We start from the raw sequence: 24273 nt of genomic DNA, 5'->3' as shown, positions 1-24273 counted from the left end.
TCAGGGGGCCGCGGGCACCCGCTCGTGCGGGATGACCAGCGGCGTCCCGGTCCGGGGGTCCGGCACCACGTCGCAGGCCAACCCGAATACCGACGCCACGCGTTCGGCCGTGACGACCTCCTCCGGGGTGCCGTCCGCGACCACCGCTCCCCCGTCCATCATCACCACGCGCGTGGCGAACCGGGCCGCCTGGGCCAGGTCGTGCAGGACGGCGACCACCGTGCGGCCGCCACGGTGCAGATCGGCGAAGAGCTCCAGCAGGTCGTACTGGTGCGCGATGTCCAGGTAGGTGGTGGGCTCGTCCAGCAGCAGCGTGCCGCTGTCCTGGGCCAGGACCATCGCCACCCAGGCGCGCTGGCGCTGGCCGCCCGAGAGCGACCCCACCTGGACGTGCGCGAGGTCGGTGAGCCCGGCCAGTTCCAGGGCGCGCGACACGGCGGTCTCGTCCTCGGGGCTCCACTGCCGCAACAGGGTGTGGTGGGGGAACCGTCCGCGCGCCGCCAGCGCGCGGACGGTGATGCCCTCGGGCGCCAGAGGGCTCTGCGGCAGCAGCGCCAGCTGGCGGGCGACCGCCTTGGGGCGCTGCGAACGCACGTCGCGACCGTGCAGCAGCACCCGTCCGGAGCCCGGCTTGTTGACCCGCCCCAACGCCTTGAGCAGGGTGGACTTGCCACAGCCGTTGGGGCCGACGATCACGGTGAACTCACCCTGGGCGATGGTCAGGTCCAGGTCGCGCACGACCGGGTCCGCGCCGTAGCCCAGGGTGAGGCCCTCGGCGGCCAGGACCGGGACGGTCTCTCGGCTCACAGTCTTCCCTTTCGCCATTCACGGATGAGCAGGTAGCCCAGGTACACGCCGCCGAACGCCAGGGTGAGGACGCCGACCGGCAGGCCCTCGGCGATCGGCGCGTGCTGGACGGCCAGATCGGCCGTGACCAGGAGGAACGCCCCCACCAGGCCGGAGAGCGCCAGGTTGGGGCCGGGCGCGCCGCTGAGCCTGCGCGCGATCTGCGGCGCGGTGAGGGACACGAAAGCGATCGGCCCGGCCACGCTCACGGCCGCCGCCGACAGCACCACGGAGAGGACGACCGCGGCGGTGCGGCTGCTGGCGGCCCGGGCCCCCAGGGAGTCCGCGAGTTCGTCGCCCATCTCGTTGACGGTGATGGGTCCGGCCAGGGCCACGACCACCGGGACCGCGAGCGCCAGGGTCAGCCAGATGGTGGTGGAGTGCTCCCAGGAGCGGGCTCCGAGGCTGCCGTTGACGTAGGCGGCCAGGACGCTGGCCTTGTCGCGGGCCATCACCGAGACCACGAAGTGGGTGAAGGCCTGGGCCATCGCGGCCACGCCGATGCCCGCGACGATCAGCCGCCCGGGGTCGCGCAGCCCCGTTCCGGTCACGGCGGCCACGACCGCCACCGCCAGGGCCGCTCCGGCCAGCGCTCCCAGGGGGACGGGCACGATCCCCGGCAGCATGAGCGCGGCGAAGGCCGCGCCCGCCCCGGCCCCCGCACCCAGCCCGATCACGTCGGGGCTGCCCAGCGGGTTGCGGGTCACGGACTGGAAGAGCGCGCCGGCCAGGCCCAGGGCGACGCCCGTGCCCACGGCCACGGACAGCCGGGGGCCGCGCAGCCGTTCGAGGGCGAAGAGGTGGGTGGCCTCTCCCTGGCCGGACAGGACGGCGGGCAGCTGTGTGAGGGGCACGCCCAGTCGGCCCAGGCTCAGGGTGGCGGCGGCCGCCGCGAGGAGGAGCGCCGACAGCAGGAGTCCCATCACCAGGGAGCGCCGGTGCAGAGGCAACGCGACATGGCGGCCCAGGCTCAGGACCGGGAACGGCGGTCGCGGGGCGGGGGCGGGGGCGGGTCCGCGCGCCGTTCCGGGGAGCGGCCGGTCCGCCGTGGTTCGGATCTGGTGGTTCACGTCCCCGTCCTCGACTTCCGGACCACGTACAGCAGCACCGGCGCGCCCACGAAGGCCGTGACCACGCCCACCATGAGCTCCATGGGACGCACCAGGGTGCGGCCCACGACGTCGGCCACCAACAGCAGGGAGGGGCCGACCAACAGGGCGAAGGGCACCTGGAGGCGGAAGTCCACCCCGACCAGGCCGCGCACCACGTGCGGGACGGCCAGGCCGACGAAGGCGATGGGCCCGGCCGCGGCGGTGGCACCCGCCGCGAGCACGGTGCCCGCGAGCAGCCCTCCCGAGCGCGCCAGGAACACGTTGGCGCCGGTGGCCACGGCCGCCTCCTCCCCCAGGGCCAGGGCGTTGAGCGAGCCCATGACCAGCAGCGCGAGCAGCATTCCCGCGCCGACCACCGGCAGCACGGCGAGGACCACGTCGTAGCCGCGCCCCGCCAGGGAGCCGACGACCCAGTAGCGGTAGCTGTCGAACACGTCCGGCATGTTCAGGGAGATCGCCTGGACGTAGGCCATGAGCACCGCGGAGACCACCGCCCCAGCCAGGACGAGGCGCACCATGCCGCCGTCTCCGCCACGGGTGCCCACCGTGTGGGCGGCCAGCCCGGCCAGCAGGGCACCGGGCAGCGCCCACCACACGGTGGCCGAGGTGGAGGCGGGCCCGAGCAGTGCCGTGGCGGTGACCACGGCGGCGGCGGCGCCCGCGTTGACTCCCAGGAGACCGGGGTCGGCCAACGGGTTACGGGTCACCCCCTGCATGAGGGTGCCGGACAGGGCCAGCGCCGCCCCGGCCACGATCCCGAGCAGGGTGCGCGGGTAGCGGCTCTCGACCACCACGGTGACGTGGGGGTCGCCCTCTCCGAGGAGCACCTGCCACACCTCCAGGGGCGAGGTGGGTCTGCTGCCCGCCACCAGGCTGAGCAGGACCGCGCCGACCAGGACCGCCCCGGCCGCGACCAGGACGAGCGCGGCGCGGGCGGGCCCGGTGCGGGGCGGCGCCGCGGGTGTCTTCACGATCACGTCGCCGGTCCGCCTCAGTCGTCCAGGGTCTGGGCGGCCTCTTCGATGAGGGGGACGTACCGTTCGATGACCCAGGGCACGGTGAGCGGGTTGATCAGGGAGGAGGCGGTGACGAAGGAGTTGTCGTCGCTGGTGACCACGGAGCCGCGTTCGATGGCGGGGATGGAGCCGTACAGGTCCTGGGACTCGATCTCGGCGCGCGTCTCGGCGTCGGTGTAGAAGGTGAAGACGAGGTCGCTGTCACCGAACTGGTCGGCGTTCTCCAGTCCGACCAGGGCGGAGTCGGTGCCCTCGGTCTCGGGGAAGGTCTCCACGACCGGGTCGACCTGGAGTCCCAGGCCGCGGACCATGGCCACGCGCTGCTCGTCGGGGAGGAAGACGCCGAGCGTGCCGGGGCCGTCGGTGTAGACGTACGAGAAGGTGAGGTCGGCGAACTCGGGGTTCGCGGCGGCCGCCTCCTCGAACCGGCCCTCGATCTCGGTGACGAGTTCCCCGGCCTCCTCGGGCTGGCCGAGGGCCTGGCCGATGATCTCGATCTGCTCGTCCCAGTCGGTGCTCCAGGCGAGGTCGGGGTAGGCGACCGTGGGGGCGATGTCGGTGAGGATGTCGTATTGCTCCTGGGTCACCCCGGACCAGGGGGCGAGGATGACGTCGGGGGCGAGTTCGATGATCGCCTCGAAGTCGATGTCGTCGGCCCCGGCGAACTGCTCGGGCAGCTCCTCGCCGGACTCGGTGACGGCCTCGTGGATCCAGGGCAGGTACCCGGTGTCGTCGCTGCCCCACTCGTAGCTCTCGATACCGACCGGCACGGTGCCCAGGGCGATGGCGGTCTCGGCGGAGCCCTGGCCGAGGGTGACGACGCGTTCGGGGCGTTCGGGGATCTCGGCGGTGCCGAGGGCGCTCTCGATGGTGACGGGGAAGGTGCCGTCCCCGCCGCCGCCCGAGGAGGTGTCCTCGCCGTCGGTTCCGCAGGCGGCGAGGCCGAGGGCGAGGGCCGAGGTGAGTGCGATACCGCCGACTCGGCGCAGGGTGGAGTTCATGCTCACTGCTTTCTTCGTCACGGGGAGCGGCCGCGTCGCTCTGGGCGGGCCGGATACGCGCAGGGGGAAGCCCCTCGAAGGAGGGCAGCGCGAAGAAGCCAACAAAACGGGAGAACCCCGACATCAAGCAAGGTTAGTCTAACCTCACTTGATGCCAATTCAAAAAATCTGAACCGGGAGGGGTCTCCCCTCCCGGTTCGGATGCGGCCGGTCACCCCGGGGACGGACTCAGGGGCGGCGGTCGGTGAGGACGTTGCTCACCCCGCCCAGGTATCCGATGAACTGACGGGTGGCCAGGGAGCCGAGCCGTTCGCGACCCAGGAACCGGGGCGGGGAGAACCGCGTGATCGCCTCCGCGCCCGAGGCCAGCGACGCAACGTGCACCGGCCCCCGCCGCACCGACTCGTACCGGCGCAGCGCGGCGGCGGGATCGGCCTCGGCGGCCTCGTCGGACAGGGCCAGGGTCAGCGCCCACGCGTCCTCCAGGGCCTGGTTGGCCCCCTGCGCGGTGGAGGACGCGAAGGCGTGGGCGGCGTCGCCCAGCAGCGTCGCCCCGCCCTCGCCCCAGACCCGGCGCACCCGGTGGCGCACGTGCTCGACCAGCCCGAGGTCGTCGTCCTCCGCGTGCTCCAGGACCGCGCGCACGTCGGGGTCGGTCCAGCCCTCGAACAGGCGGCGCAGCACGCCCACCGGGGACGCGGGCGCGGAGATGTCCGGCCGCCAGCGCACGTCGAACCACCACTGCACGAGACCGTCACCGGCGGGCATCATGCCGCACACGCCCTGACGCCCCTGGACCACGGCCGCGACCGTGCCCGACGCCAGGTCCGTGGGCACCCGGGTGAGCCCCCGCCAGCTGGCCCAGCCGGTCGGGCGGGCCGGGTCGCCCTCCCACAGCTCACGACGGGCGGCGGAGCGCACACCGTCCGCGCCGACGACCACGTCGCCGGTGGCGCTGGAACCGTCCCCGAAGAGCGCGCTGACTGTGCCGTCGGTGTTGACCCGCACCCGGGTGCACACGCGCCCGTACCGCACGGTGCCCTCGGGCAGTCCGTCCGCGAGGAGGGCGAGGAGCGCGCGCCGGGGCACGGTGCGGGACCCGAACCCGTAGTGCTCGCCCACCGCGTCCACGTCGAGCGTGTAGCGCGGGCGCCCGGACGGGTCACGGTTCTCCAGGCCGTCGAGGCGACGGCCGATGCCCCCGGCCTCCACTCCCAGGGCCCGCAGGGCCGCGGTCCCGTTGGGGTAGAGGGCGAGCCCGGCGCCACCGGAGCGCGGTTCGGGCGCGCGCTCGTGGACCTCGACCGCGTGTCCGCTCCCGACGAGCCCCCGGGCCAGGGCGAGCCCTCCCACACCGGCTCCGACGATGACCACTCTCATGAAGGCCCCACTCCCGCTCGATCGGCTGACCCACACAGTACTCACGGATCGGGCGCGGGAGCAGGGCCCCTGTCCGGTGGATCAGGCGGTCAGGTGGACGCGGGCCTCCCAGGGGCGCAGCGGGGCCCGGGCCGGTCCGGGGTCGGGGAGGTTGCCGATCAGCGTCGCGGCGTCGGGGCCCGCCACGTCCTCGGGCAGGTCCACCTCCACCGTCCGGTCGCTCCAGTTGGCCAGCACGAGCAGCACCTGGCCGTTGTGCGCGCGGGTGTAGGCGTAGACCCGGGGGTCCTCCTCCAGCAGCGGCGCGAAGCGCCCGTGCGCGATGACCGGGTGCTTCTTGCGGAGCGCGATCAGACGCCGGTAGTGGTGGAAGACCGACCCCTGGTCCGCGACGGCGGCCTCGGCGTTGATCCCCACGTGGTTCGGGTTGACCCCGATCCACGGTGTCCCGGTGGTGAACCCGGCGTTCTCCCCGGCGGTCCACTGCATGGGGGTACGCGCGTTGTCCCGGCTCATCCCGGCGATCCCGGCCATGGCGGTCGCGGCGTCCACCCGGCCGGTCTCCACCATGGTCCGGTGGTAGTTGAGGGTCTCCAGGTCGCGGTAGTCCGCGATGTCGTCCAGGTGGGCGTTGGTCATGCCCAGTTCCTCGCCCTGGTAGACGTACGGCGTGCCCTGCATCATGTGCAGCGTGGTGGCGATCGCCGTCGCGGACTCGACCCGGTACCGGCCGTCGTCACCGAACCGCGAGACCACGCGCGGCTGGTCGTGGTTGTTCCAGTACAGGCTGTTCCAGCCCCGGTCGTTGAGCCCCGTCTGCCAGCGGTTGAGCGAGGCCTTGAGCCGGACCAGGTCCAGCGGGCGGGGGTCGAACTTGCCGCCGGGACCGTGGTCCAGGTCCACGTGCTCGAACTGGAACACCATGTCCAGCTCGCGGTTGACCGGGTTGGTGTGGATGCGCGCCTGCTCCACGCTCACCCCGGGCATCTCCCCCACGGTGAGCACGTCGCGCCCGGCGAACACGGTCTCGTGCATCTCGTGCAGGAACTCGTGCATACGCGGCCCGTTGATCGCGTGCTCGGCGAAGTCACCGTAGTCGCCGGTCAGCGGCCCGTCGGGGAGTTTGGGGTTCTTGGACACGAAGTTGATGACGTCCATCCGGAACCCGTCCGCGCCCCGGGCCAGCCACCACAGGGCGACCTCGTGCACGGCCGCGCGCACCTTCGGGTTCTCCCAGTCCAGGTCGGGTTGCGACGGGCTGAACAGGTGGAGGTAGTACTCGCCGCGCCCCTCGTCGTAGGTCCAGGCGGGGCCGGAGAAGACCGATCCCCAGTTGTTGGGGGGTCCGCCGTCGCGTCCGGGCCGCCAGACGTAGAAGTCGCGCCGGTCCGGGTCGCCCTCGCGGGAGGCGGTGAACCAGGGGTGGCGGTCGCTGGTGTGGTTGACGACCAGGTCCATCACCAGGCGCATGCCGCGCTCGTGCAGCCCGTCCCGGAGGCGGTCCCAGTCGTCCAGGGTGCCGAACCGGGGGTCGATGCCGGTGTAGTCGCTGATGTCGTAGCCGTTGTCGTCCCACGGCGAGGGGTAGACGGGTGACAGCCACACCACGTCCACGCCGAGCAGCTTCAGGTAGTCGAGTTTCTCGATGATCCCCGGCAGGTCTCCGACGCCGTCGCCGTCGCTGTCCTTGAAGCTGCTCGGATAGATCTGGTAGACGACGCTGGACTTCCACCAGTCGGCGCTGGATTCGGGCATGTGTTCCTTCTCCGCTCGTGGTCCGGCCCACCATTCAATCGTTCCGGGCCCCCGTTGTGGAGGGGAATCGCGGCGCCTTCGCGCAGCCGATCCCAAGGCGGGAAGCCTCTGGAGGTAACTGGTCTGGACCGGTAGTGTGCACACGCCCTCACGACCGGCGCGGGGGTGACGGAGGGGTGCCCCATGGAGCGCGGTGGACCGACGGACGAGCTCGACCGGACGCCGCGGAGGCCGGTGCCGCGTGGGGCGTCCGGGCCCCGGCTGTGGTCACGGGACTTCGCCCTCTTCTTCGCCGCGCGGGCGGTGGCGAAGACCGGTGACGGGATGCTCCCGGTCGCCCTGGCGGCCGGGCTGCTCGCCCATGGGCTGGGCGCGGGCGGTGTCGGACTGGCGATGGCCGCGTTCTCCGCGTTCTTCGTGGGGTTCGTGATCTTCGGCGGGGTGTTGTCCGACCGCTGGGGTGCCCGGCGCATGATGGTCGCCGCCGACCTGGTGCGCGTGGTCACCCAGAGCACGGCGGCCCTGCTGTTCCTGACGGGGCACGTGGTGCTGTGGCAGATCTGTGTGATCGGCGCCGTCAACGGGATCGCGGCCGGGGCGTTCCAGCCGGGGGTGGCCTCGGTGGTGCCGAGGGTGGCCCGGGACGTGCAGGGTGCCAACGGGGTCGTCCGCACGGCGGAGGCACTCGCGATGCTGATCGGTCCGGCGGTGGCGGGACTGCTGGTCGCGGCGGTCTCCGCGGCCGGTGTCTTCGCCGTGCACGCCGGAACCTACGCGGTGGCAGCGCTGCTGCTCGCGATGATCCGGCTCCCCGAGTCGACCCGTGGACGGGGCGAGGGGCCGGGGTACGTCGCGGACCTCGTCGAGGGGTGGCGCGAGTTCCGCTCGCGGACCTGGATGTGGTCGGTGATCCTGCTGTGGATGGTGCTGATGGTGACCATGTGGGGCCCGAAGATTCCCCTGACCTCGACGGAGATCATCCTCGGACACGGCGCCAAGGCGTTCGGACTGGTGAGTTCCGCGCTGGGTGGGGGGACCGCTCTGGGCGGGGTGCTCGCCATGCGGGTACGTCCGCGCTTCCCCCTCCGAGCGGGGGCGGTCGCGCTGTTCGGGGCGGGCGCGTACTCGATGGCCGTCGGTCTGGGGCTGGGGGTTCCGGCGCTGGCGCTGGGCGCGGCGGTGAGCGGCGCCGCCGTGGGGTTCTGGGGCGTGATGTGGATGACCAGTGTGCAGACCCAGGTGCCGGGGCCCGTGCTGGGTCGCATCCACGCCTACGAGGTGGCCGGGTCGTTGGCCATGCTGCCGGTGGGGCAGGCCCTGGCCGGTCCGGTCGCCGGTCTTCTCGGAGCGCGGACCGTGTTGCTGGTCGGCGGAGTGGCGACGCTCGCCGTGGGAGTGGTCCTGCTGTTCCTGCGGCCGGTCCGGAACCTCACCGCGGTCCCCCCGTCACACCACTGAACGGAACGCGGCCCCGTGCGGGCTCCGAGGCGGGCGCGCCCTTCGTCCCGACCCGTGGCCGCCCGCGTCCCTGATCGGAGCGGCCGCGCGCTGGCCTCGCCGCCCCGGTCCTGGGAGGGTTGACCCGACACACCCCCGGGGTACGTCCCCGGGGGTTCGCACGACGAAGGGGACGCCATGTGCTTGCACGGAACCGGTGAGACCGTGAGGGCCCGGACGGAGCACGCCGCGCCCGCCGGGCCGCCGACCCCTCCGCTCACCCCACGCCCCTGGCCGAAGGGCTTCCGACGGGTGGTCGACCTCAGCCACACCATCTCCCCCACCATGCCGTCCTGGGACGAGGAGAAGCCGGTCCGGGAGACGGTCGTCCCGTCCGCCGCACCGGGGGAGTTCGGGCTCTACCTGCAACGGTGGAGCATGACCGAGCACACCGGCACGCACCTGGACGCTCCGGGCCACGTGATCGGCGGGGGCCGCCTCGTGCCCGACATCGACCCGTCCGAGCTGGTCGCCCCGGCGGCCGTGATCGACATCCGCGCCCGGGCCGCCGAGGACCCCGACACGACCGTGACGGTGGACGACGTCCACGCCTTCGAGCGCGTGTACGGGCGCATCCCCGCAGGGGCGGCGGTCCTGATGTGCTCGGGGTGGAGCTCGCGCTGGGCCGAGGGGGACGACCGGGTCCGCGGCGTCGCGGAGGACGGTTCCTGGCACTTTCCCGGCTTCTCCCCCGAGGCCTGCGACTTCCTGTTCTCCCAGCGGGCCGTCGCCGGAACCGGGGTGGACACGCTCAGCACGGACCCCGGTTGCTCCACGGACTTCGCGGCACACGAGGTGGTGGGGCGCGCCGACCGCTGGGGGCTGGAGTCCCTGACCGGTCTGGAGCAGCTGCCGCCGAGCGGGGCGATGATCACGGTGGGCGTGCTGCCCGGTCTGGACGCCTCCGGCGGCCCCAGCCGGGTCCTCGCCCTCTGGTGATCCGGTCCGGGGTCAGAGGTGGCCCCGGACCGCTCCTCCGGGGGTCCACTCCAGCAGCATGATGGTGGCGTCGTCGGTGAAGCCGCCGCGCTGGTGGTCGAGGATGTCGTGGATCAGGCGCCGCAGTGTCTCGGGGGCGGGCTCGTCGGCGGAGGCGGCCCGGATGACGAAGTCGGCGAAGCGTTCCAGCCCGAACATCCTCCCTTCGCTGTCGTGGGCCTCCGTGACACCGTCCGTGTAGAGGAGCACCTGGTCGCCGGGTTCCAGGGCGACCCGGTGGACGGTGCGCGGGGTGGTCTCGGAGACCACCCCGTCGAGGCCGAGCGGGAGTTCGGGGGTGCGTTCCAGGGCCCCCTCCACCAGGCTCTGGCGGCGGATGAGCAGGGGTGCGGGGTGGGCGCAGTTGGCCCAGGAGAACAGGCCGCTGGACAGGTCCAGGGTGGCGAAGATGGCGGTGCAGAAGCGTTCGGGGAGCCAGGTGACCAGGGCGCGTTCCACGTTCTCGGTGAGTTCCGCGAGGTCGGCTCCGTTGCGGCGGGCGCTCCGCGCCCCGGCCATGGCGACCGACGCCGTCAGCCCGGAGGCGAGGTCGTGGCCCATGGCGTCCAGGATGACGGCGTGCAGGGTGTCGCGGGTGAGGGAGTGGTCGAAGGCGTCGCCGCCGAGCTCGTAGGCGGGTTCGAGGACCGCGGTGGAGACCCCGCGCCGGGTTCCGAGAGTGCGGGGAGGGAGGAAGGCGCGCAGCATCTCGGTGCGTAGCTGCACGTCGCGGGCACGGGTGCGGCGGACGTAGGTGTCGCTGTAGGCGCGTTTGGACGTGATCACCAGGGCCAGCAGCGCGGCGAGGGTCTGGCAGCGGCGGAGTGTGGGTTCGTCGATGGCGGGGGTGCGGATGTGCACGACCCCGATGCGGTCGGCGCCGTCCTTGAGCGGGAGCCACAGGCTGAGCGCGTCGGCGCCACCCTCGACCAGCCGCAGGGTGTCCGAGCGGTAGGCCTCTCCGGCGATGGTGGACTCGACGTCGAGGATGGCCCCGCCGGTGAGCGGGACCAGCAGGCGTTGTTGCAGGTCCACGAGGTGGACGGTGATCTCGCCGAGGCCGATCGCCGCGCCGTAGCGGTCGGCGGCCTCCAGGACCTCGATGGGGCCGCTGTTGTGCACGGATCTGACGAGGTTCTGGAACAGGAGTTCGCTCTGGCCGAGCGCTCCCGCCTCGTCGCGTTCCTCTTCCATTCCCACCCCCACCGTTCGCGGCCGGTCGGGGGTCCCCGGCGTCGGTCACCAGTGTCGCACCGGCGTCGCCGCTCACCCAGTCTTCGGCTGGCGTGTCCCGTAGCAGGTCAAATCGGTGGATTCGGTCGCACGACCCCACCGAAGTCAACTTTGATTGACTTTTCCGGGCGGTCAACCTAGATTGACTTTCAGGGGACGACATCCACGGCCCCGTCCACCATCCGGGGAGGAACCATGACCCTCACCTTCGACGACCCCGCGCCCGACCCCGAGGACCCGCGCGCCTGGACGGCACGCGGCTTCACCGTGAACGAGGCGCGCGGATGGATCGACGCGGGCTTCCCGCCGGAGACCGCCGAGCGCTGGCGGGCGCGCGGGGTGTACCGCCCCGCCCCGGCCCGCACCTGGCGGGCCGCCGGGCTGACCCCGCACACGGTGGAGCCGGTCCTGCGCGCCGGGATGGGCCCGGCCGAGGCCGTGCGCTGGCACGAGCTGGGTTACTCCCCCGCCGAGGCGGCCGAACGGCACCTGGCCGGGGAGCGCCCCCACCGTCGACGCCCGCTCGCCCGGCTGTTCCGGCGCCGCCGCGACCGCGACCCGGCCCTGGACGGCGCCCAGGCGGAGACGATGCGCGCCCTCCTACGTGCCGGTGTCACCCCGGGACTCGCCCGCGCCTACCTGGACGCGGGCTGGCGGCGCCGCGAGCCGGTCCCCTGGGCGCGGGCCGGGGTCAACGCCACCCAGGCGGTCCTGTACCGGTCACTGGGATGGACGCCCGAGCGGGCCGCGCGGGCCGCCGAGGCCGGTCGGAACGCCGAGGACATGCTCCGGGACTGGTGGGACGCGGGGATTCCCCGCACGGACGTGGCCGCCTGGACGGCCGCCGGGTTCGGCCCCGAGGAGGCCGCCCGCGCCGTCGCGAAGGGCCGCACCGCCGCACGGGCGACGCGGCCCGGAGACGGCCGGGAACCGGACCCCTGAGGAACACGGACACCGCCGCGCGTCCCTCCGTGGCGGGGGCCCGCGCGGGCACGTACCGCGGTTTCCACGCGGAGCCCCGGCTCAGCGGGCGGTCCGAGCCCCGTTCGCGCCGTTCCTCGAACCCCTCGGAGGCACGAAGGCGCCCACCGCGTGGGCCGCGCCGCGTTCCTCGGAGCGGGCGACGACCCGGCCTCCGTGCAGGCGGAGCGCGGTCTCGGTGTCGTCGTCCGGATCGACGGCGCCGGCGGCCGCGGCCAGACCCGGGTCGAGCGCGATCCTCGGTCGCGCCCAGGCCCCGGCGGGGAAGGACGGGGACAGACAGGAGCGGAGTTCGGCCAGGGCCAGTCGGACCAACGGGAGGAGTTCGGCGGGCTCGGCGGTGACGGGCACGATCGTCACCGGCACCCCCTCCGGAGCGGCGCGCAGGGCCTCCTCCACCGCCTCCAGCCGGTGCAGCCCGAGCACCGCCACGATCCCGTCCCCGACCGGGAAGGGCTCGCCGCGCAGGGTGTCGTGGGCGGTGGGCGCGGACCAGGGTTCGTCCACGGGGCGGGCGTGCTGGACGTGGGCGATGTGCGGGAGCGGCCAGGCGTCGTCCAGGTCCACTCCGGCCAGGCGTTCGCAGGAGCGGATGACCGTGAAGGGGTCGGCGAAGCCGGGCGCGGCGGCGGCCAGCTGTCCGGCACCGTGCAGGGTGGTCAGGACGCTCTCCGCGACCCTGACCCGACGCCGACCGGGGTCGGGTTCGGTGTCGAGGCTCTCCAGGGCGCACCCGAGCAGGATCGCCTGGACCGCCGTGAGCTGGGCGAACACCCGACCCACCCGTGGGTCGGCGGCCACCTCGGCCATGAGTTCGGCCCCGACCCGCTCGTCGGCGCCGGTGAGGGGCAGGCGGGCCACCCACGCGCGGGCGAAGGCGCCCAGGGCCCGGGCGGCGTCGTCTGCGGGGCTGGCCGCCCCCGCCGGGGGTTCGCGCTCGGCCGCCTCGGCCAGCACCGCGAAGTACAGGGCGCGTTTGCCCGGGAAGTTGGAGTAGACGGCGCCCCGGGTGAGGTCGGCGCGGTCCGCGATGCGGTCGATCTTGGCGTCGCGGAAGCCGCGTTCGGCGAACTCCTCGCGTGCCGCGGTGAGCACCCGCGCCCGGTTGCGTTCCTGCTGCTGTGCCCTGCTGAGCCGGACCATCTTCCTCCTCGTCTCGGTCCCCCCATCCTACGTTGAGATACCAGCAGCACTCAGATACTGTCATCATTCAAATGTCAACATCATTTGAAACCCTCGGAGGGTGGAGTGAACCATGACTGAGTACGCGTTCCAGGCCCGGGGCCTGGTCAAACGGTTCGGCCGGACGACAGCGCTGTCCGGCGTCGACCTGGCCGCCCGCCCCGGGTCGGTACTCGCCGTCCTCGGGCCCAACGGCGCCGGGAAGACCACGGCCGTCCGCGTCCTGGCCACCCTCGCCCGCCCGGACGAGGGCACCGCCTCGGTCGGCGGCTTCGACGTCGTGCGCGAGGCCCCTCGGGCGCGTCGGCTGATCGGCCTGACCGGTCAGGGCTCGATGGTCGACGACGAACTCAGCGGCCGGGCCAACCTGGTGCTCCTCGGCCAACTGCTGGACCTGCGCCGGGGCGAGGCCCGCGCCCGCGCCGACCACCTCCTGTCCCGCTTCGGCCTCACCGACGCGGCCCACCGCCCCCTCGCCACCTACTCCGGAGGTATGCGGCGCCGTCTGGACCTGGCGGCCAGCCTCGTGGGTCGGCCCAGCGTGGTCTTCCTCGACGAGCCGTCCGTGGGGCTGGACCCCGGACGGCGCGAGGACCTGTGGCGGATGGTCCGCGAACTCACCGCCGAGGGCACCACCGTGCTGCTCACCACGCAGTACCTGGAGGAGGCCGACGCCCTCGCCGACGGGATCACGGTGATCGACCAGGGCCGCGTGATCGCGGACGGCACGCCCGCCGAGCTCAAGCGCCGGGCGGGCGGGCAGGCCGTGTCCCTGCGGACCGCCGACCCCGCCCGGACCGATGAGGCCGCCGAGGTCATGCGACGGGTGACGGGCCGCGAGCCCGAGCACACCCGCCACACCCTGTCCGTACCGGTCGGGGGCGACACCCCGGCCTGGGACATGGCCCGGGACCTACGCGACCGGGGGATCTCGGTGACCGAGTTCTCCCTGCACCTGCCCAGCCTGGACGAGGTGTTCTTCGCGCTCACCGGAGCGCAGCGGGACACCGGCACCGAGAAGGAGACCGCCGCATGAGCACCACCGAGGCCCGCACCGCCGCCCCGCGCCCGGCCCCCCTCGTCCGACACAGCCTCGTCCTGGCCCGGCGCGGCCTCGCCAAGTCCCTGCGCAACCCGGGTTCGCTGGTGAACGGCGTGATGACCCCGGCCCTGTTCATGGTCCTGTTCGTGTACCTCTTCGGAGGGTCGGTGTCCGGCTCCACCGGCGCCTACCTCCAGTACCTCTTCCCCGGCGTCCTCGTCATGGGCGCGAGCATCGCCGGGATGCTCTCCTCGGGGCTGACCATCAACATCGACATGAAGAAGGGGGTGTACGACCGCTTCCGGAGCCTGCCCATCGCACGCTCCGCCCCGCTGCTCGGATCGGTCCTGGCCGACCTGGCCCGGTACCTGGTCACGGTGGTGGTCCTGTTTGCGATCGGATACCTCATGGGCTTCCGGGTCGAGACCGACCCCGGCTCCGCGCTCGCCGCCTGCGCGCTGGCCGTCGGCTTCGGGTTCGGCCTGAGCTGGGTGATGGTGTTCCTGGGCGTGCTGCTGCGCGACGAGGGAGCCGTCATGGCCGTCACCTTCGTGGCGATCCTGCCGCTGCTGCTGGGCACCAGCATGGCCGCGCCGGTCGGGACCCTGCCCGGCTGGCTGCGGGCGTGGGCCGAGACCAACCCGGTCACCCACGCCATGGACGCCGCCCGCGCCCTGCTCACCGGCACCCCTGCGGGTGACTCGATCACCCTCACCCTCGCCTGGTCCGCTGGGCTGGTGGCGGTCTTCGCCCCACTGTCGGTCCGGGTGTTCAACCGCGAGCGCTGACGGGGACTCCCCCGGCGCACCCCGCTCCCCTAGGCTGGCCCCTCCGGTCCGGTTCCCCGTCGGGCTCCCCGGCGGGGCGCGAGAGGAGTCGCGTTGAGCGTCCAGCACCACCACGTCGAGGTGAACGGCCTCCGCCTGCACGTCGCGGAACAGGGGGAGGGCCCACTCGTCCTGCTGCTGCACGGGTTCCCGGAGAGCTGGTACTCGTGGCGGCACCAGTTCGCCGCCCTCGCCGACGCCGGGTACCGGGTGGTCGCCCCCGACCAGCGCGGATACGCCCGCAGCGACCGCGCTCCCAGCTCCGACGAGTACAGCCTCCCCCACCTGGTCGGCGACGTCACCGCACTGATCGGCGCGCTGGACGCCGAGGACGCCGTGCTGGTCGGGCACGACTGGGGCGCGGTGGTCGCCTGGACCACGGCGCTGGTCCGCCCCGACCTCGTCCGCGCCGTGGCGGGGCTGAGCGTGCCACCGGTGCCTCCGGCGGGGATGCCGTCCGTCACGTCGTCCCGGCGTACCTACGGTGACGGCTACTACCAGGCCTACTTCCAGGAGCCCGGCCGGGCCGACGCCGAGTTGGCGGCGGACCCGGCCGCGACGGTCAGGCGGATCCTGGTGGGTGCCTCCGGCGCCAACCTTCCGCGTCCCTGGGTCGTCCCCGAGGGCGCCCGACTGCTGGACGCCCTGCCCGAGCCCGAGGAGCTGCCCGCATGGCTCACCGCCGAGGACGTCGAGGTGTTCGCGGCGGACCACGCGGCCCCGGACGCCTTCACGGGACCGCTCGACTGGTACCGCAACATCGACCGCAACCAGGGACTGATGGCGGCCTTCCAGGGGCTGCGCGTCGAGGTCCCGGCGCTGTACGTGGTGGGCGACCGGGACATGGTCACCACCCTGGAGGGCGTCCCCGAGCTCCGCGCGGCGCTGACCGGAATCGCGCCGAAGCTGCACGCTGACGTCACCCTGCCCGGCTGCGGCCACTGGACCCAGCAGGAGCGGCCCGAGGAGGTCAACCGGGCCCTCCTGGACTTCCTCGCCGCCGTACAGTGAACGGGTCCGCGGCCCCCTGAGCCGTCCCGCGCCCGAGGAGATCCGACCGTTGTCGACCGCCGAACGCCTCCAGAGCCTGTTCGTGGCCCTGGCCGCCGCTGCCGGACTGGTGGCGGGCCTGCTGGTGCCGATCGGCCCCGCGGCCGAGCACGCGGTGCTGCCCGCCCTGCTCGTCATGCTCGCCGCCGTGTTCGTCCGGATGGACGCCGCCCACGTGGGTGAGGTCCGCCGCGCCAGGACACTGGTGGCGCTGAGCCTGGTCCTGAACTTCGCGTTCACCCCGGCGCTGGCCTGGGCCCTGGGAGCGGGCCTGCTCGGCGGGCAGCCGGACCTGCGCGTCGGACTGCTGTTGCTGCTGGTCACCCCCTGCACGGACTGGTACCTGGTCTTCACCGCCATGGCGCGGGGGCACACCGGGATCGCCGCCGCTCTGCTGCCGGTCAACCTGGTCCTCCAGCTGGCCCTGTTGCCGGTGTACGTGCTGCTGCTGGGCGGGCGGGCCGCCATGGTCGACGCGGGCACCCTCGCGGAGGCGGTGCTGCTCGTCCTGGTGGTACCGCTGGCCGTGGCGATGCTGGTGCGGTGGGGTTCGGCCCGGTTCCGGGACGCCGACTGGCGTGAGCGCCACGTGACCGGACCGGCCGGGCGCCTGGTGCTGCCGCTGCTGTACACGGCCGTGTTCGCGATGTTCGCCTGGCAGGCGCGCACGGTCCTGGAGCACCTCGGTGACCTGGCGGCGCTGTTGGTGCCCCTGGCGGTCTTCTTCGCGGTTCTGCCGTTGGTCGCACTGGGCCTGTCCCGGACGTTCCGGCTGCCCGCCGACCAGAGGGTGACCCTGGCCATGGTCACCACCGCCCGCAACTCCCCCATCGCGCTGGCGATCGCGGTGGCCGCGTTCCCCGACCGGCCGCTGATCGCGGTCGCCCTCGTGGTCGGCCCGCTGGTGGAACTGCCCGTGCTGGCCCTGCTCGCCCAGGTGGTGCGCGTGCGTCGTCCCGCCGAGCCGGGGACCACCACGGCCTGACCCCGTGCGCGCCCGCCCCCGAAGCAAGAGCAGCCCCCCCATGTGATGACCTGGGCGAATTCGGATATTTTGGGGTGTCGGCACAGGTCGTCGTCGGTGGCGGGAGTCGAGGGGGTGGGGCGCCAGTGGCTGCGGCCGAGATCGCGGTGGCCTTCGAGGGCGCCGGGCTGGGCGCCTGGCGGCGCGAGCCCAGGACCCGTCTGCGTCGGGCCTCCGCGCTGCCCGAGGGCGCGTCCTCCCCCTTCGTGATCGTCTCCGAGTCCCACCCGCCGGGAGGCCCCACCGAGTGGGAGCCGCACGCGCACCCCGCGCACGAGCTGGTGTGGGTGAGCCACGGGGCGCTGACCGCCCGGGTGGGTGACCGCCTGTTCACGGTCTCGGCGGGGTGCGGCCTGTGGGTGCCCGAGGGCGAGGTGCACGCCGGGCGGCTGACGGCCGGGGCCGGGCTGCACAACGCCTTCTTCTCCCCGGACCGCACGCCCCTGGCGTTCGGGGGGCCGACGGCCGTCACGATGACCCCCGCGTTGGAGTCGCTGCTGATCCACCTGGCCCGCACGGACATCGACGCCGGGGCGCGCGCACGCGCGGAGGCGGTCGTGTTCGACCTGCTGGAGCCGACCGCCCCCCGGCTGGCGCTGCGGCTGCCCGGCGACGCCCGGGCCGACACCATCGCGGAGGCGCTGATGGCGGACCCCGCGGACGACCGTTCCCTGGAGGAGTGGGCCCGGGACCTGGGCACCAGCCCGCGCACGATCAGTCGCGTGTTCCGCGCGTCCACGGGGTTGTCCTTCGCGCAGTGGCGACAGTCACTGCGCGTCCACCGGGCCCTGGCACTGCTCGGTGAGGGTCTTGAGGTCCAGGAGGTGTCCGAACTGCTCGGATACGCCCAGACCAGCACGTTCATCGACGCCTTCCGACGCGTGATGGGCACGACGCCGGGCGCGTTCACGGGCGGCCCGCACGGGCGCTGACCGGTTCTCCGTATCGGCTGTCCGGAAGTCCTGATTGCAGCCAGGACGCGGCCGAACCTATTCTGAGTGAGTGAAGGCTAACCTAACTTCCCCTGGCGTCCGCCCTGCTCACGGCGGACGCGTCGCACCCACCGGGCGGGTGGCGCGCCGAGCGCCGCACCGCCCGTGAGCGCCCTGAGCGGTGACCGGCTCGTCCTCGGCCACGGCGGGACCACCGTGGTCCACGGAACCTCGCTGACGATGACCGCCGGTCAGGTCACCGCTCTGGTGGGTCCGAACGGCAGCGGCAAGTCCACCCTCCTGCGCGCCCTCGCCCGACTCCACCGGGTCGACGGCGGCCAGGTGACGCTCGGCGGCCGCGACGGCGCTCCGGACCGCCCGGCGTCCCTGCTCAGCGCGCGCCGGTTCGCCCGCGAGGTCACGCTGTTCGCCCAGTCCCGGCCCGCCCCGGAGGGGCTGACCGTGAGCGAGGTCGTCGCCTTCGGCCGCCACCCCTACCGTCGCGGGTTCTCCGGTCTGACCGCCGAGGACCGGGACGCGATCGAACGCGCGATGCGCGTCACCGGGGTTCGGGACATGGCCGACCGCGCCGCCGGACGGCTTTCCGGCGGGGAGATGCAGCGCGTCTGGCTGGCCGCCTGCCTGTCCCAGGACACCGGCGTGGTGCTGCTCGACGAACCCACCAACCACCTGGACCTGCGCTACCAGGTCGAGACCCTCGACCTGATCCGCGACCTGGTCGAGGACCACGGAGTCGCGGTCGGGGTCGTGCTGCACGACCTGGACCACGCCGCGCGCGTCGCGGACCGGGTCCTGCTGTTGAGCTCCGGCCGGGCGCACGCCGAGGGACCGCCGTCCGAGGTGCTCACCACCGACAACCTCAGCGAGGTCTACGGCATCCGGATCGAGGTCACGGAGGACCCGGCCACCGGTCGGCTCCGCATGGACCCGGTGGGCCGCCACCCGGCCCACCACCGGTAGGCCCCCGGGCGGCCCCACCCGGGCCCACACCCTCCTCCCCACCCTTCTTCCCCGCCCCTCGGCGAAGTCCCCAGAGCAGTACAGAGCAGAGAGAACCCATCATGACCAGTGCCCGCAGACTCGCGACCCTCACCGCCGTGGCCGTCGCCCTGATCGCGTCGGGGTGCGGCACCACGAGTGTCGACGAGACCGAGTCCGAGGCCGTCGCCGCGCCCCCTTCACAGGCCTGCGCCGCGGACACCACGGCCACCTCGACCGACCCGGTGACGCTGACCGACGGGGTCGGCCGGGAGGTGGAACTCGACCGGCCCGCCGAACGCGTCGCGGTCCTGGAGTGGCAGCAGGTCGAGGACGCCCTCACGCTGTGCGTCACCCCGGTGGCCGTCGCGGACCCCGAGGGCTACAGCACGTGGGTGAGCGCGGAGGAACTGCCCGAGGGCGTGGCGGACGTCGGCAACCGCGAGGAGCCCGACCTCGACACCCTGTACGCGCAGGACCCCGACCTGGTCATCGTGGAGGCCGCCGGACCCGACGACGAGATCATCGCCCGGCTGGAGGAGCGCGGCGTACCCGTCCTCGTCACCCGGGGAGCCGATCCGGCCGACCCCATCGGCAACATGCTGAACGTCTTCGAGCTGATCGGCGAGGCGACCGGGCGCACCGAACGGGCCGACCAGGTGGTGCGGGAGTTCGAGGACCACCTGGCCGAGTCCCGCGAGCTGGTGGCCGACGTCGACCTCCCCACCACCGACTTCCTCTTCTTCGACGGTTGGCTCCAGGGCGGCAACCTCACCATCCGCCCCTACGGCCAGGGTGCCCTGTTCACCGCGCTCGGTGAGGAGCTCGGGATGACCTCCGCCTGGACCGACGACATCAACGACGCCTATGGCGACGGCGGCGTCGACCCCTCCTACGGTCTCGCTCAGACCGACGTCGAGGGCCTGACCGCCGTGGGCGAGGCCAACCTCTTCTACGCCAACGACGAGGGTGTCGGCGGCTACGTCGAGGAGCTGGAGAAGAACCCGATCTGGACCTCCCTCCCGGCCGTCAAGGAGGAGCGGGCGCACGCCTTCCCGCCGCGCGTCTGGGGCGCGGGCGGCCCGCGATCGACCGCGCAGGCGATCGACGCCTTCGTCGACTCCCTCACCCAGGAATGAGCGGTCTCCGTACCGCCGGGTCCCGTCCGGCTCCGCCGGCGGGCCCCGGCCCTCGCGGCGCGGCCGCCGGGGCGGCGGTGGTCGCGGGCCTGGCCGCCGCGATCTGCGCGCTGGGCCTGTGGCACCTCACGCAGGGCACGTCCGGCGTGGGGTGGTGGGACCTCGTCCGGTTCCTCGCGGGTGACCGGGAGGAGGTCAGCGGGGTGCCGGTCGGCCACGTGCTGGAGGGTTCGCGGCTCCCCCGCCTGTTCGCCGGCGTGGCCGTGGGCTTCGCCCTGGGCGTGGCCGGGGCGCTCCTCCAGTCGGTCACTCGCAACCCGCTCGCCTCCCCCGACACGCTCGCCGTCACGGCGGGTTCCTACTTCTCGCTCACCCTGGTCGCCGCGTTCGGCCTCGCCGTCCCGCTCTGGGCCTCGGGGCTGGTGGCCTTCGGCGGCGGGCTGCTGGCGGCCGCGCTCGTGTTGGCGCTCGCCGGAAGCGCCGGAGGGACCGCCACCACGCGGCTGGTACTGGCCGGTTCGGCGTTGGCGATGGCCCTGGACGCGGCCACCGGCATGCTGCTGATCCTGTTCAAGGACAACACCACCGGTCTCTTCGCCTGGGGCAGCGGGTCCCTCGCCCAGCTCAACATCGACGCGTCGCTGCGCGCGATGCCGCTGATCGCGGCGGTACTCGTGGTGGCCCTGCTGCTGAGCCGCCGTCTGGACGTGCTCAGCCTGGGCGAGGACACCGCGTCCTCACTCGGTGTCCCGGTACGCTCCACCCGGATCACGGCGGTGCTCTGTGCCGTGCTCCTCACGGGGGTGTCCGTGACGCTCGCCGGGCCGATCGCCTTCATCGGGCTGGCCGCCCCCGTGCTGGCGAGGCTGGTCGCAGCCCGTGTCCCCGCCCTGCACCGGCACCTGTTCCTGGTGACCGTCTCCGGACTGCTCGGCGCGGCCCTGATCCTGGTCGCGGACGCGTCCCTGCGCGCCGTGCTCGGTGCCGAGGGCGCCGCGTCCATCCCCACGGGCGTGCCCACGGCGCTGCTGGGTGGCCTCCTCATCGTCGTGCTGGCCCTGCGTCTGCGTGACGCGGGTCCGCTCCGCCACCCGCCGGGGGCCGGGGCCGGTCCGCGCTCGCCCCGGAGGTTCCTCGGCGTCCTGCTCGTGACCGCCGCGCTGCTGGCCGCGGCGGCGCTGGTCGGCGTGCTCGCGGGCAGTCTGTGGCTGCGGACCGGAGACCTGGCGCTCTGGTTCCAGGGGACCGCTCCGGACCTGGTCGGACGGGCCCTCGACGACCGCGTTCCCCGTGTGGCCGCGGCCGTCCTCGCGGGAGCGGCGCTCGCCCTGGCCGGGAGCGTCGTCCAGGGCACCGTGCGCAATCCCCTCGCGGAGCCGGGCCTGCTGGGCATCACGGCCGGCGCGGGCCTGGGCGCGGTGATCGTCGTGACCTCGAACCCGGCCGGAGGGGCCGGCTCCCTCACCACCATGGCGGTGCTCGGGGGGCTGGCCACCTTCGCGCTGATCTGCGCCCTGGCCTGGCGGGGAGGGCTGCGTCCGGACCGTTTCGTCCTGATCGGCATCGGGTGCGGGTACGCCCTGAGCGCGGTCACGACGTTCCTCCTGCTGCGCGCCGACCCCTGGCAGACACCGCGTATCTTCACGTGGCTGTCCGGGACGACCTACGGCCGGACCCTGCCCGACGTGCTGCCCGTCGCCGTGGCCCTCCTCGTGGCGGCGCCCCTGGTCCTCGGGCTGAGCCGCCACCTGGACCTGCTGGCCGTGGACGAGGACACCCCGCGCATCCTGGGTATGCGGGTGGGCCCGACCCGGTTGGCGCTGCTGGCGCTCGCCGCCGTCCTGGCCGCCGTCAGCGTGGTCGCGGTGGGGGTGGTGGGCTTCGTCGGGCTCGTGGCGCCCCACCTGGCCCGTTCCCTGGTCGGCGCCAGGCACGCCCGGAGCGTTCCGGTCGCGATGCTCTCCGGCGGCCTTCTGGTGTGCGTCGCCGACACCCTGGGCCGCACCCTGATCGCGCCCGCGCAGGTCCCGGCCGGGCTGATGATCGCCCTGGTCGGCGGCCCCTACCTGATCTGGATCCTGCGCCGCTCGCGCGCATGAACGGCGACGGCGCCGCACCGGCGCCGTCCACCCCCGCGAACTCCCGGAGCACCGCATGCACTCCCACCGCGAGGTCCCGTCCGAGGACCGTGTCGTCGTCCCGTTCGACCCCGCCGCGCCGCCACCGGAGCTGGTGCCGGTCGTCCCGGCCGGGGTACGTGAACGCTGGGGGGCTCCCGACCGCTCGACCCACTCCCCCGTGATCGTGGCCGTCACCGACGGGGCGTCGGGCGCCTGGACCGGGGCGGCCCTGGTGACGTCCCGGCCCGGTTCGGCGTACGCGAAGATCGTCGACGCGGTGGGGGACGGGCCCCGCACCGTCGGGGCGGTCGTCGCGTTCGCGCGCGAGCGAGGGCTCTCCCAGGTCAAGTGGGAGGGGTGGACCGTGAGTCCCGGGCAGGCGGGCGCCCTCGGTTTCACCCCGCTGGAAGGCCCGCGCGGTCAGGTGGACGACCCCGGCCAGCCATCCTCCGGCCACGTGCGCTGGCTGGTGGACTCCGAGGTGGCCGAGCCCCCGTACTACCGGCAGACCACCAACTTCACCTGCGGGGCCGTCACCGCGCTCACCGCCGGGGTCCGGGCGGGGGCGCTGTCAGCCGGGTCCCTCGACCGCGCGGCGGAGTTGGCCCTGTGGCGTGAGGCCACCAACTTCCCCGCCTGCGAACCCGTCGGCCTGGGCCTCGCCGTCCACCGCGCTCGGCCGGACGCGACCGTCACGGTGCGTCTCGACACCGACGCCCCCGTGTTGCTCGACTCCTACTCCGGGGACGAGCGGGAGTGGCGCGCCGTCCTCCAGCGCGGTTCCCGGGCCGACGCGGCCCGGGCCGGGCTGCCGGTCGACCCCCGCCGCCTGTCCCCGGAGGAGCTGCGCGCGACCGTCACCGGGGGCGGACAGGTCCTCCTGCTGCTCTCGCTGGCCACGATGCAGGGGTTCGACGTACCCCACTGGGTGCTCTGCCACGGCGCCGTGCCGGGGGCCGTGGTGGTCGAGGACCCCTGGACCAACGCCGCGACGGGCGACACCTGGGTGGACGCGCACCTGCTGCCCGTTCCGGACGCGTCGCTCGACGCGATGTCCACGCTGGGGCCGGACGGCTACCGCGGGGCCGTGCTCCTGGAGCGCACCGGACGTACCGGGGGGCGAAGCGCGGGCTGACCGCCTCCGCAGCGGAAAAAGCGGTGGACACCCGGAGGCTCCCGAGGATGGGATGGGGCAGGACCGCCCCGCCCCACCACGGAGGACAGCGACCCGATGACGGAGACCGCCGCACCCGAGCTCCCCGCGATCGACACCCGGCTGGTCCGGCGACTGGTGGACGACCGGTTCCCGCAGTGGGCGGGGCTGCCGCTGCGGCCGGTCCGCCCCGGCGGCCTCGACCACGTGATCCACCGGCTGGGCGACGACCTGTCCGTCCGGCTCCCCCGCCACGCGGGCGCGGCCGGGCAGGCGGCGAAGGAGTCGCGGTGGCTGCCGGTCCTGGCGCCGCACCTCCCCCTGGCCGTACCGGAACCCGTGGCCGTGGGCGAACCGGGGTTCGGGTACCCGTGGTTCTGGTCGGTGTCGCGCTGGCTGCCCGGGGAGACGGCGACGGTCGAAGGGCTCGCGGACAGCGCCGCCGACGCCCGCCTGCTCGCCCGTTTCCTGGCCGCCCTCCAGCGGAGCACACCCCGCGACGCACCGGAGCGCCTGGCGGGGGAACCGCTGGTCCTTCGTGATCCGGACACCCGGGCGGCCATCGAACGACTCTCCGACACCTTCGACCCCCGGGCCCTGACCTCGGTCTGGGAGGCCGCGCTCGACGCCCCGGTATGGAACCGCCCGCCGGTCTGGTTCCACGGCGACTTCCACACCGGCAACCTGCTGACCGGCGCCGGAGGGGTGAGCGCCGTGATCGACTTCGGCACCCTGGGCCTGGGAGACCCCGCGCGCGACCTGATGATGGCCTACACCCTGATGTCACCCGCGTCCCGGACGGAGTTCCGGGCGGAGCTCCGATCGGAGCTCGGGCTGGAGCCCGGGGAGGACGACGCGCTGTGGGCCCGCGGCCGGGGCTGGGCCCTGGCCACCGGCCTGAACGGGCACGCCCACGCCGCCGCGCACCCGGTCGTCGCCGCGCAGACCACCCGCCAGATCGAACAGGCGCTCCTGGGGTAGGGAGGGTCGGCTCCGGTGTCCGACG

The 24273-nt window shown here is 73.8% G+C and carries 21 protein-coding genes; 13 read left to right on the top strand and 8 right to left on the bottom strand.

Going from position 1 to position 24273, the window contains the following annotated elements:
- The 6 genes from AC0VYL_RS10375 to AC0VYL_RS10350 all read right to left on the bottom strand — a co-directional run bounded on the left by AC0VYL_RS10375 (position 1) and on the right by AC0VYL_RS10350 (position 7110).
- Positions 1 to 807, bottom strand: coding sequence for an ABC transporter ATP-binding protein (locus AC0VYL_RS10375; RefSeq protein WP_475482984.1), 807 nt, complete (start codon positions 805 to 807; stop codon positions 1 to 3).
- A complete protein-coding gene (locus AC0VYL_RS10370; RefSeq protein ID WP_475482983.1) occupies positions 804 to 1916 on the bottom strand; it encodes a FecCD family ABC transporter permease in 1113 nt (370 codons plus the stop codon). The genes AC0VYL_RS10375 and AC0VYL_RS10370 overlap by 4 nt, the downstream gene beginning before the upstream one ends.
- Positions 1913 to 2935 (bottom strand): FecCD family ABC transporter permease, encoded by a 1023-nt coding sequence (locus AC0VYL_RS10365; RefSeq protein ID WP_475462312.1) that lies wholly within the window; start codon positions 2933 to 2935, stop codon positions 1913 to 1915. Before AC0VYL_RS10365 ends, AC0VYL_RS10370 begins: the two co-directional genes overlap by 4 nt.
- Before the next feature lie 14 nt (positions 2936 to 2949).
- Positions 2950 to 3975: an iron-siderophore ABC transporter substrate-binding protein gene (locus tag AC0VYL_RS10360; RefSeq protein ID WP_475462310.1), complete on the bottom strand. Its 1026-nt coding sequence runs from the start codon at positions 3973 to 3975 to the stop codon at positions 2950 to 2952.
- A gap of 228 nt (positions 3976 to 4203) precedes the next feature.
- Positions 4204 to 5355, bottom strand: a complete 1152-nt coding sequence (locus AC0VYL_RS10355; protein WP_475482982.1) for an FAD-dependent oxidoreductase — start codon at positions 5353 to 5355, stop codon at positions 4204 to 4206.
- Positions 5356 to 5436: 81 nt separating this feature from the next.
- Complete coding sequence (locus AC0VYL_RS10350) at positions 5437 to 7110, bottom strand: glycoside hydrolase family 13 protein (RefSeq protein ID WP_475482981.1); 1674 nt, start codon at positions 7108 to 7110, stop codon at positions 5437 to 5439.
- A 183-nt stretch (positions 7111 to 7293) separates the two neighbouring features.
- Here AC0VYL_RS10350 and AC0VYL_RS10345 point away from each other — a divergent pair, with 183 nt between their 5' ends.
- Positions 7294 to 8568, top strand: a complete 1275-nt coding sequence (locus AC0VYL_RS10345; RefSeq protein WP_475482980.1) for an MFS transporter — start codon at positions 7294 to 7296, stop codon at positions 8566 to 8568.
- A 177-nt stretch (positions 8569 to 8745) separates the two neighbouring features.
- Positions 8746 to 9546: a cyclase family protein gene (locus tag AC0VYL_RS10340; protein ID WP_475462302.1), complete on the top strand. Its 801-nt coding sequence runs from the start codon at positions 8746 to 8748 to the stop codon at positions 9544 to 9546.
- Positions 9547 to 9558: 12 nt separating this feature from the next.
- Here AC0VYL_RS10340 and AC0VYL_RS10335 read toward each other — a convergent pair whose 3' ends face one another.
- Complete coding sequence (locus AC0VYL_RS10335) at positions 9559 to 10779, bottom strand: PP2C family protein-serine/threonine phosphatase (RefSeq protein ID WP_475462300.1); 1221 nt, start codon at positions 10777 to 10779, stop codon at positions 9559 to 9561.
- 234 nt (positions 10780 to 11013) lie between these two features.
- Between AC0VYL_RS10335 and AC0VYL_RS10330 the strand changes: the two genes are divergently transcribed.
- Positions 11014 to 11760 (top strand): hypothetical protein, encoded by a 747-nt coding sequence (locus AC0VYL_RS10330; RefSeq protein WP_475482979.1) that lies wholly within the window; start codon positions 11014 to 11016, stop codon positions 11758 to 11760.
- A gap of 81 nt (positions 11761 to 11841) precedes the next feature.
- On the opposite strand, the gene AC0VYL_RS10325 is transcribed toward AC0VYL_RS10330, so the two are convergent.
- Positions 11842 to 12942, bottom strand: coding sequence for a TetR/AcrR family transcriptional regulator (locus tag AC0VYL_RS10325; protein WP_475462296.1), 1101 nt, complete (start codon positions 12940 to 12942; stop codon positions 11842 to 11844).
- Positions 12943 to 13054: 112 nt separating this feature from the next.
- Here AC0VYL_RS10325 and AC0VYL_RS10320 point away from each other — a divergent pair, with 112 nt between their 5' ends.
- From AC0VYL_RS10320 to AC0VYL_RS10275, 10 genes are all read left to right on the top strand, one after another.
- Positions 13055 to 14017 carry an ATP-binding cassette domain-containing protein gene (locus tag AC0VYL_RS10320; protein WP_475482978.1) on the top strand — a complete coding sequence of 321 codons (963 nt, stop codon included), beginning with the start codon at positions 13055 to 13057 and terminating at the stop codon, positions 14015 to 14017.
- Positions 14014 to 14811 carry an ABC transporter permease gene (locus tag AC0VYL_RS10315; RefSeq protein WP_475462293.1) on the top strand — a complete coding sequence of 266 codons (798 nt, stop codon included), beginning with the start codon at positions 14014 to 14016 and terminating at the stop codon, positions 14809 to 14811. The genes AC0VYL_RS10320 and AC0VYL_RS10315 overlap by 4 nt, the downstream gene beginning before the upstream one ends.
- A 93-nt stretch (positions 14812 to 14904) precedes the next feature.
- Positions 14905 to 15861: an alpha/beta fold hydrolase gene (locus tag AC0VYL_RS10310; protein WP_475482977.1), complete on the top strand. Its 957-nt coding sequence runs from the start codon at positions 14905 to 14907 to the stop codon at positions 15859 to 15861.
- A gap of 49 nt (positions 15862 to 15910) precedes the next feature.
- Entirely contained in the window at positions 15911 to 16885 is a 975-nt protein-coding gene (locus AC0VYL_RS10305) for an arsenic resistance protein (protein WP_475462290.1), read from the top strand.
- A gap of 125 nt (positions 16886 to 17010) precedes the next feature.
- Positions 17011 to 17856 carry a helix-turn-helix domain-containing protein gene (locus AC0VYL_RS10300; protein ID WP_475462288.1) on the top strand — a complete coding sequence of 282 codons (846 nt, stop codon included), beginning with the start codon at positions 17011 to 17013 and terminating at the stop codon, positions 17854 to 17856.
- Positions 17857 to 18021: 165 nt separating this feature from the next.
- Positions 18022 to 18837: an ABC transporter ATP-binding protein gene (locus AC0VYL_RS10295; protein ID WP_475482976.1), complete on the top strand. Its 816-nt coding sequence runs from the start codon at positions 18022 to 18024 to the stop codon at positions 18835 to 18837.
- Between the two features lie 101 nt (positions 18838 to 18938).
- On the top strand, positions 18939 to 19994 hold the full coding sequence (locus AC0VYL_RS10290; RefSeq protein WP_475462284.1) for an iron-siderophore ABC transporter substrate-binding protein: 1056 nt from the start codon (positions 18939 to 18941) through the stop codon (positions 19992 to 19994).
- Entirely contained in the window at positions 19991 to 22093 is a 2103-nt protein-coding gene (locus AC0VYL_RS10285; RefSeq protein ID WP_475462282.1) for an iron ABC transporter permease, read from the top strand. The genes AC0VYL_RS10290 and AC0VYL_RS10285 overlap by 4 nt, the downstream gene beginning before the upstream one ends.
- A gap of 55 nt (positions 22094 to 22148) precedes the next feature.
- Positions 22149 to 23249, top strand: coding sequence for a peptidase C39 family protein (locus AC0VYL_RS10280; protein WP_475482975.1), 1101 nt, complete (start codon positions 22149 to 22151; stop codon positions 23247 to 23249).
- 96 nt (positions 23250 to 23345) lie between these two features.
- Positions 23346 to 24248: an aminoglycoside phosphotransferase family protein gene (locus AC0VYL_RS10275; RefSeq protein WP_475482974.1), complete on the top strand. Its 903-nt coding sequence runs from the start codon at positions 23346 to 23348 to the stop codon at positions 24246 to 24248.
- The last annotated feature ends 25 nt before the right edge of the window (positions 24249 to 24273 follow it).

Source organism: Nocardiopsis sp. iso_238 (assembly GCF_056173325.1).
This window is presented reverse-complemented; position numbering and strand designations above follow the sequence as displayed.

What these genes read in the sequence shown, in the direction of transcription:
- AC0VYL_RS10335 (WP_475462300.1), bottom strand. Translation starts at nt 10,779, where the DNA reads ATGGAAGAGGAACGCGACGAGGCGGGAGCGCTCGGCCAGAGCGAACTC.
- AC0VYL_RS10320 (WP_475482978.1), top strand. Translation starts at nt 13,055, where the DNA reads ATGACTGAGTACGCGTTCCAGGCCCGGGGCCTGGTCAAACGGTTCGGC.
- AC0VYL_RS10275 (WP_475482974.1), top strand. Translation starts at nt 23,346, where the DNA reads ATGACGGAGACCGCCGCACCCGAGCTCCCCGCGATCGACACCCGGCTG.
- AC0VYL_RS10350 (WP_475482981.1), bottom strand. Translation starts at nt 7,110, where the DNA reads ATGCCCGAATCCAGCGCCGACTGGTGGAAGTCCAGCGTCGTCTACCAG.
- AC0VYL_RS10285 (WP_475462282.1), top strand. Translation starts at nt 19,991, where the DNA reads ATGAGCGGTCTCCGTACCGCCGGGTCCCGTCCGGCTCCGCCGGCGGGC.
- AC0VYL_RS10340 (WP_475462302.1), top strand. Translation starts at nt 8,746, where the DNA reads ATGTGCTTGCACGGAACCGGTGAGACCGTGAGGGCCCGGACGGAGCAC.
- AC0VYL_RS10325 (WP_475462296.1), bottom strand. Translation starts at nt 12,942, where the DNA reads ATGGTCCGGCTCAGCAGGGCACAGCAGCAGGAACGCAACCGGGCGCGG.
- AC0VYL_RS10360 (WP_475462310.1), bottom strand. Translation starts at nt 3,975, where the DNA reads ATGAACTCCACCCTGCGCCGAGTCGGCGGTATCGCACTCACCTCGGCC.
- AC0VYL_RS10290 (WP_475462284.1), top strand. Translation starts at nt 18,939, where the DNA reads ATGACCAGTGCCCGCAGACTCGCGACCCTCACCGCCGTGGCCGTCGCC.
- AC0VYL_RS10355 (WP_475482982.1), bottom strand. Translation starts at nt 5,355, where the DNA reads ATGAGAGTGGTCATCGTCGGAGCCGGTGTGGGAGGGCTCGCCCTGGCC.
- AC0VYL_RS10280 (WP_475482975.1), top strand. Translation starts at nt 22,149, where the DNA reads ATGCACTCCCACCGCGAGGTCCCGTCCGAGGACCGTGTCGTCGTCCCG.
- AC0VYL_RS10330 (WP_475482979.1), top strand. Translation starts at nt 11,014, where the DNA reads ATGACCCTCACCTTCGACGACCCCGCGCCCGACCCCGAGGACCCGCGC.
- AC0VYL_RS10315 (WP_475462293.1), top strand. Translation starts at nt 14,014, where the DNA reads ATGAGCACCACCGAGGCCCGCACCGCCGCCCCGCGCCCGGCCCCCCTC.
- AC0VYL_RS10345 (WP_475482980.1), top strand. Translation starts at nt 7,294, where the DNA reads ATGGAGCGCGGTGGACCGACGGACGAGCTCGACCGGACGCCGCGGAGG.